General features: G+C 55.6%; 5 protein-coding genes and 2 rRNA genes. 2 read left to right on the top strand and 5 right to left on the bottom strand.

Features of this window, described 5'->3' with window-relative positions:
• Positions 1-182: 182 nt before the first annotated feature.
• Entirely contained in the window at positions 183-1,769 is a 1,587-nt protein-coding gene (locus tag G403_RS0116340) for an ATP-binding protein (RefSeq protein ID WP_245578373.1), read from the top strand.
• Positions 1,766-2,470, top strand: coding sequence for a response regulator (locus tag G403_RS0116345; protein ID WP_027854943.1), 705 nt, complete (start codon positions 1,766-1,768; stop codon positions 2,468-2,470). Before G403_RS0116340 ends, G403_RS0116345 begins: the two co-directional genes overlap by 4 nt.
• 115 nt (positions 2,471-2,585) lie before the next feature.
• Here G403_RS0116345 and G403_RS0116350 read toward each other — a convergent pair whose 3' ends face one another.
• The 5 genes from G403_RS0116350 to G403_RS0116370 form a co-directional block, all read right to left on the bottom strand.
• On the bottom strand, positions 2,586-4,121 hold the full coding sequence (locus tag G403_RS0116350) for a tripartite tricarboxylate transporter permease (RefSeq protein ID WP_027854944.1): 1,536 nt from the start codon (positions 4,119-4,121) through the stop codon (positions 2,586-2,588).
• 12 nt (positions 4,122-4,133) lie between these two features.
• Positions 4,134-4,574 carry a tripartite tricarboxylate transporter TctB family protein gene (locus G403_RS0116355; RefSeq protein ID WP_027854945.1) on the bottom strand — a complete coding sequence of 147 codons (441 nt, stop codon included), beginning with the start codon at positions 4,572-4,574 and terminating at the stop codon, positions 4,134-4,136.
• Positions 4,571-5,554, bottom strand: coding sequence for a Bug family tripartite tricarboxylate transporter substrate binding protein (locus G403_RS0116360; protein ID WP_211232702.1), 984 nt, complete (start codon positions 5,552-5,554; stop codon positions 4,571-4,573). Before G403_RS0116360 ends, G403_RS0116355 begins: the two co-directional genes overlap by 4 nt.
• A 476-nt stretch (positions 5,555-6,030) precedes the next feature.
• Positions 6,031-6,146, bottom strand: a 5S ribosomal RNA gene (rrf, locus tag G403_RS0116365).
• A 172-nt stretch (positions 6,147-6,318) separates the two neighbouring features.
• A 23S ribosomal RNA gene (locus tag G403_RS0116370) occupies positions 6,319-6,612 on the bottom strand; the annotation flags it as partial.

Consider the following 6,612-nt stretch of genomic DNA (forward strand, 5'->3'; position numbering starts at 1 on the left):
AGCTTAGTGGTGGCCCCTACGACAGGTCACATAAGTGGGTGATCCGGCTGTCGGACAGCCGTTCGAAATAAGACGCGAGAGTATAACGCTGCAGTGCACACAGCTCCAGTCAAACGGACAAAACCGGGGTAAAGGCGTACAATCAGGAAGGGATCGTCCATAAAAAATATAGAAGTCGAATCGTGCCCCCTACCCGTTTGCGCATCAGCACCCGTCTCATGATCGTCCTCTGCCTGCTGGTTCTTTTGCAGGCAGCACTGGTTGGCGGTTTTGCATTGAAGCACCTGGCGGACTCACTTGAAGAACAGATGGCACTGCGGGCGCGTCAACTGGCCTCGATGGTTGCTCAGACCCCCTCCATTCGAACTGCCGTCGCCACCAATGATGGCCCCACTGTCAATCAACTGGCCAAAGAGCTGCAGGACGCCACTGATGCCAGCTTCATTTCAATTGGCAACGCTGAGGGGATACGCCTCGCTCATCCGTTACCAGACCGCCTTGGCAAGCCGATGGTCGGCGGCGACAACGAAGCTGTCCTGCAAGAGGGCCGCACGATCATCTCCCAAGCCGTGGGCAGTATGGGGCCATCCATACGAGGTAAGGCACCAGTGATGAATGACATGGACGAAGTGGTCGGTGTAGTTTCAGTGGGCTACCTCACGCGGGAAATTGACGACACGATACTGACCTATCAGCGCATCGTAATCACTGTAACCCTCGTCCTGCTCGCGCTGTCCATCCTGGTCGCTAACTGGATTGCCCGGCGTTTCAGAGCTGCAATTTTCGACCTGGAGCCGCATCAAATAGCCGCGCTGTTCGAGGAGCGTAATGCAACACTGGAGTCAGTGCGCGAAGGTATCATCGCTATTAACGCTGAAGGCCGTATAACAACCTTTAACCGTGCGGCTATCGACACACTCGGGCTCGGCTCCGAACCCCTGACCGGTCGATTGATTCAAGAGGTACTGCCGGAAAGCCGTCTACCCGCGCTGCTGGAAAGCGGTGAGCCTGAGTTCGATACGGAGGTGGTAATCGGGGGACGCAGCTTGATCATAAACCGCATCCCAATCCGCGTAAAAGGCCAGCTCACCGGTGTCGTTTCCAGCTTCCGTGTTCGGGACGAGCTTGCCATGGTGAGCCGACAACTGACACGAATTCAGCAATACGCCGAGACCCTGCATAGCCAAGCACACGAATATGCGAATAAACTCCACACCATTGCCGGACTGATACAGCTGGACAAAAGTCGGGAGGCACTGGAACTGATCGGCCAGGAAACTCAGGATCACCAGACGATGCTTCGCTGGCTGGTCGACTCGGTGGACGACCCTGTGGTTTCGGGCTGCCTGCTTGGCAAGTTCAACCGGGCTCATGAGCTCGGGCTTCAGCTAGTTATAGATCCGGACAGCCACTTGGGTGCCCTGCCCTCTCACATTGCCCCCGAGCAACTGGTCACCCTGATTGGCAACCTGCTCGATAATGCGTTTGATGCCACACTCGGGGCTCAGGGCACTCAGATTAGCCTGTCACTCACCGATATAGGGCAGGACCTGATTATCGAAGTGGAGGATGGCGGTCCCGGGGTTCCGGACGCCGATCTTGAGCAGGTTTTTGAACGCGGCTTTAGCCGCAAAGCAGAGGGAAGGGGTATCGGACTGCACCTGGTCAAAGAGATTGTTACCCAGCTCAGCGGAGAGATCGTGGTTGAAAACCTTTCCGAAGGTGGCGCCCGTTTTACGCTGTACCTACCCAAGGAGATTCGAAAATGAGCGCTCCTCTTGGAATCATAATCGCTGAGGATGACACCCAAATCGCCGAAATACAGCGCCGTTTTGTTGAACGGGTTCCTGGCTTTGAGATCCGCGGTATCGCACACAGCACCCGCGATGCGAGGGAACTGATCGATGTATTAAAGCCGGACCTGGTCATGCTGGATATCCAGTTCCCGGATGGCAGTGGACTGGAGCTATTGAGAGAGCTCAGAGCTGCCGCTCAACCAACCGATGTTATCCTGGTTACCGCTGCCAAAGAGGTCGACAGCCTCACCGAGGCGTTACGATGCGGGGTTTTTGATTACATTCTAAAACCGTTAATCTTCGAGCGCCTTGAACAAGCGCTGCTCAATTACCAGCAGCACCTGGAGCGCCTGAACGCATTGGGAAGCCTCAGCCAGCAATCGGTTGACGGACTGCTTCCCCGCAGCACCCAGAGCACGACTTCCGATCCCGAATCCGGATCCAAACGATTACCCAAGGGTATCGACGGTCTGACCCTGGACAAAGTTCGAGGAGCCATGCAGAACGCTACCGGTAGCCTGAGCGCCGAACAGATGGGAGAACTGATTGGTTCCAGCCGAACCACCGCTCGACGATATCTCGAATATCTGGTTTCAGAAGGCGAGCTGGAAGCTGATATCAACTACGGCAGCATCGGCCGCCCCGAGCGACGCTACCGCCGCATCGCTCACTAAACAGAAAAAAGCCACCGCAATGACTCAACACTGGGTGGCTTGAAAATACCGGTCGGTTGGAACCTCTTCCCCGACCGGCAGGTGCAAACAACAACGACGGCTTTCGTTGTTCGGCTTAGTCGGCTTCTTCCTGAATCTCCATACGGGCACGTGCGTTTTCCATACGACGGCGTAGAATCGGGCCAATAATGTACGGCAGTAGTAGTCCAGCCAACGCCACCACCCAGATAGCGATGCTCAGACCGCTGGAGAACAGCGCCGTCCAATCACCATCAGAAATAGTCAGCGCGTGGCGCAGGTTCAGCTCCATCTCAGGTCCCAGGAGCATACCAAGGATGACCGGCACCAGCGGAACATCGAGCTTACGCAGGACGTAGCCCATCAGACCGAAACCGACCATGAAGTACAGATCCAGCGCACTGTTACTGATTGAGTAGATACCCACCGCCGCGACCAGCGTTACCACCGGCATCAGGTACTTCGGCGGAATGCTCAGCAGCTTGACGAATACACCGATCATCGGGATGTTGAGCAACAACAGCATCAGGTTACCGACCAGCAGAGCTGCAATCACGCCCCAGACCAGCTCAGCATTCTGAGTGAATAGCATCGGCCCCGGCTGAATATTCAGTGAAATCAGCATCGCCAGCAGTACCGCTGTGGTACCACTACCCGGCACACCGAGGGTCAGCATCGGTACCAAGGCACCATTGGCAGCGGCATTGTTGCCCGCTTCCGGTGCAGCCACGCCACGGGGGTCGCCCTCACCGAAATTGCCTTTTGAACCAACCATCCGCTTTTCCAGGGTGTAACTGATAAAGCTACCCAGAGAAGCACCGGCACCCGGCAGCACGCCGGAAACGAAGCCCAGCAAAGAGCCACGCAAACTCGTCGGAAGAATCTCGAAAACATCCTTCATCTTCAGGCTCAGCTTGTTCAGCTTCGCTGCTGCCAGCCCTTCACCGACATGCTTCTCGATAAAGAACAGCAGCTCGCTGACCGCAAACAGGCCGACGATGGCGATGATGAAGTCGATCCCCTCGTAAAGCTCGAGAATGTTGAATGTATAACGCTGGTTGCCGGTGGAGATATCTACACCTACCGTCGCGATCATCAAACCTAGGGCCGCAGCAACAATGGTTTTTACCGGGTTCTTCCCGGTGATACCACCAAGGGTCGCGAACGCCAGCGCGAACAGAGCGAAATACTCCGCTGCACCAAAATGCAGGGCGAAGCGCGCCAGAATCGGTGCCAGAATAATCAGACCAATGGTGGCCAGCAAACTGCCGATAAAGGAGGCAATTGCTGAAACCGCCAGCGCCTCTGCGGCCTTACCCTTCATCGCCATCGGGTAACCATCTAGGCACGTCATCATCGCCGGCTCATCGCCCGGGATGTTGAGCAAGATGCTTGAGATACGACCACCATACATGGCGCCGGCATAGACCGAAGTGAGCATAATCAGCGAGGCAGCCGGAGAAAGACCCAGGCTGAAAGCCAGCGGAATCAGGATCGCAACGCCGTTAGCGGGCCCCAGGCCCGGGAGTGCGCCGATCAGGGTGCCAAGCATCGCGCCAAGCGCTGCGAACATCAGGTGCTCCGGCGTCAACGCGACGGCGAAGCCCTGCAGCAGGAAAGAAAGAGTTTCCATCGGTTCAGCTCCTTAACTCAGCTTGAGGATGCCAGCCGGCAAATGCAGCTCAAGCACGAAGTTGAACAGCACATAGACCACCACGGCGCTACCGATACCGGTCAGACCGGCCGACATCGGGCGGGCCCCCATACGCCAGCAGAGCACACCGACCATCAGCGTCGTGGAGATCACGAAGCCCACAGGGGCAAGAATAGCCGAGAAGATCATCAGCACCAGGAGCACGAAACCCAGATCGAGCAGGGTTTTCATGCCCGGCCAAGGCTGGTCCGGGTCCGGCTTAACGATCATATAAACACTGGATAGACCCATGACTACCGCCAGCAGCAGCGGGAATGTCTCGGGGCCAACCGCCTCGGCACCACCAAAGGGTACGGGGAACTGGCTAGCCTCCCAGCCGTACGCGACGGCCAGGAGGAGGAGCAGTATTCCAAGAATACGATCGCCGATCATTTGACCAACCCAATTTCAACGGAGAGGTCACGTATATCCTTAACCTGCTGCTGGACGAAAGCCTCGAACTCCTCACCGGATTTATGGAACGGCATCAAACCATTCTGTTTCATGATCTGCTTCCATTCGTCGCTCTGATAAACACCGTCGATAGTGCCGGTCCACCAGTTATAAGCATCGTCCGATACGCCTGCCGGCAGATAGAAACCGCGCCAGTTAGGCGCGATCGAGTCGACACCCTGCTCGACCGCGGTGGGCATGCCTGCGAACTCACCGGGCAGGCGCTCCTCTGACAGTACCGCGATGACACGCAGATCGCCGGATTCTACGAAACCGAGCACCTCAGACACGTCACCGGTAAAGCCCTGAATATGACCGCCGACTACCTGGGTGATCGCTTCAGCACCACCGCTATAGGCCAGGTATTTGATTTTTGGCAGTTCGGTCACGCCGGCCGCCTTCGCTGTAATCAGCACTTTCAGGTGATCCCAACCACCCAGTGCGCTGCCGCCACCGAACTTAACAGACTGCGGGTCTTCTTTAATCGCTTCGACCAGATCATTCAGGTTTTTGTAAGGCGCATCCGCCGCGACAGCGATGACACCGTAATCCGCGCCAAGTGCGCCAACCCAGCTCACCTGATCCGCGTTCAGGCCGGCGAACTGACCCTGCGCAAGACGTGTTGTGGTTGCAGTACTAGCCGCCACGATCAGAGAGGAATCACCCTCACGCTTCGAAACAGCGTGCGCGAAAGCGACGCCTCCGCCGGCACCCGGCATGTTGACGGTCTGAACGTTACCTTCGATATATGCCAGATTGGTCAGCACCTTACCGACGCTACGGCATGTGAAGTCCCAGCCGCCACCCGGATTCGCCGGCGCGATGCACTCCGCGGTGCGCTCCGGCTCGAAAGCGAATGATTGGGAAGCAGCGAAAACAATTGAGGTTGCAAGCATCAGCTTGCGAATAGGGCGTTGCATCATGCTATATCTCCAACGTTATTGTTTTAATCGGAAGAGATCGTCGCTTATTAGGTAAGTGGGGTAACGACCCTTCCCGAACGCTTTGGACGTTCCTTAACGCTGGCAGATTAGAGCTTTACGGGAGCAGCTAGAAGTTAACTGAAATAAAGGCTTTTAAAATATTAATAAGCTTTATGTTCATTTAGTTTATGGTATCGGGAGGGCGTCTTCTGATGAGCTGATGGCTTACAATGATCAGACTCGGCGTGTGCTGACGGCGACGACCTGTATGATCAAGCCCTGGTTATACCGACGGGGCGATGACCTACAATAGGTCGCAAGCGCTGCTTGCGATCCTTCGGACGCCTGCGGTGCCTCCCCGCTGTACCTGCGGTACACGCGTGGTCACATGGGCCAGGTAGTGCACAGCAGACTCGCTCCAAATATTAAAAAACCCCGATACCTTAAGGTACCGGGGTTCTTTAATATTAGGTGCCTGGCGATGACCTACTCTCACATGGGGAAGCCCCACACTACCATCGGCGATGACGCGTTTCACGACTGAGTTCGGCATGGGATCAGGTGGTTCCACGTCTCTATTGTCACCAGGCATAACTGGAACAAACTGAGATCTAAAAGCTTTTTAGTAGAAGATCTGCTTTGGCTTTTCTTCTATCTGATGTCTTGGTGTTTTCTACAAGCTTCAACCGGTGCCTCTGTCGTGCTTAGCACTCAGGGCTCATCGATCTAAATATTCAACTTTCAAACGCCTTGGGCGTTATATGGTCAAGCCTCACGAGCAATTAGTACTGGTTAGCTCAACGCCTTACAACGCTTACACACCCAGCCTATCAACGTCCTGGTCTCGAACGGCTCTTTAGGGACCTCAAGGGTCCAGTGAGATCTCATCTTGAAGGAGGCTTCCCGCTTAGATGCTTTCAGCGGTTATCCCGTCCGAACGTAGCTACCGGGCAATGCCATTGGCATGACAACCCGAACACCAGAGGTTCGTTCACTCCGGTCCTCTCGTACTAGGAGCAACTCTTCTCAAATCTCAAACGCCCACGGCAGATAGG

The sequence above is a fragment of the Marinobacterium litorale DSM 23545 genome, from assembly GCF_000428985.1.
In the GTDB taxonomy this organism is placed as follows: Bacteria; Pseudomonadota; Gammaproteobacteria; order Pseudomonadales; family Balneatricaceae; genus Marinobacterium_D; species Marinobacterium_D litorale.

What these genes read in the sequence shown, in the direction of transcription:
- G403_RS0116350 (WP_027854944.1), bottom strand. Translation starts at nt 4,121, where the DNA reads ATGGAAACTCTTTCTTTCCTGCTGCAGGGCTTCGCCGTCGCGTTGACG.
- G403_RS0116360 (WP_211232702.1), bottom strand. Translation starts at nt 5,554, where the DNA reads ATGCAACGCCCTATTCGCAAGCTGATGCTTGCAACCTCAATTGTTTTC.
- G403_RS0116345 (WP_027854943.1), top strand. Translation starts at nt 1,766, where the DNA reads ATGAGCGCTCCTCTTGGAATCATAATCGCTGAGGATGACACCCAAATC.
- G403_RS0116355 (WP_027854945.1), bottom strand. Translation starts at nt 4,574, where the DNA reads ATGATCGGCGATCGTATTCTTGGAATACTGCTCCTCCTCCTGGCCGTC.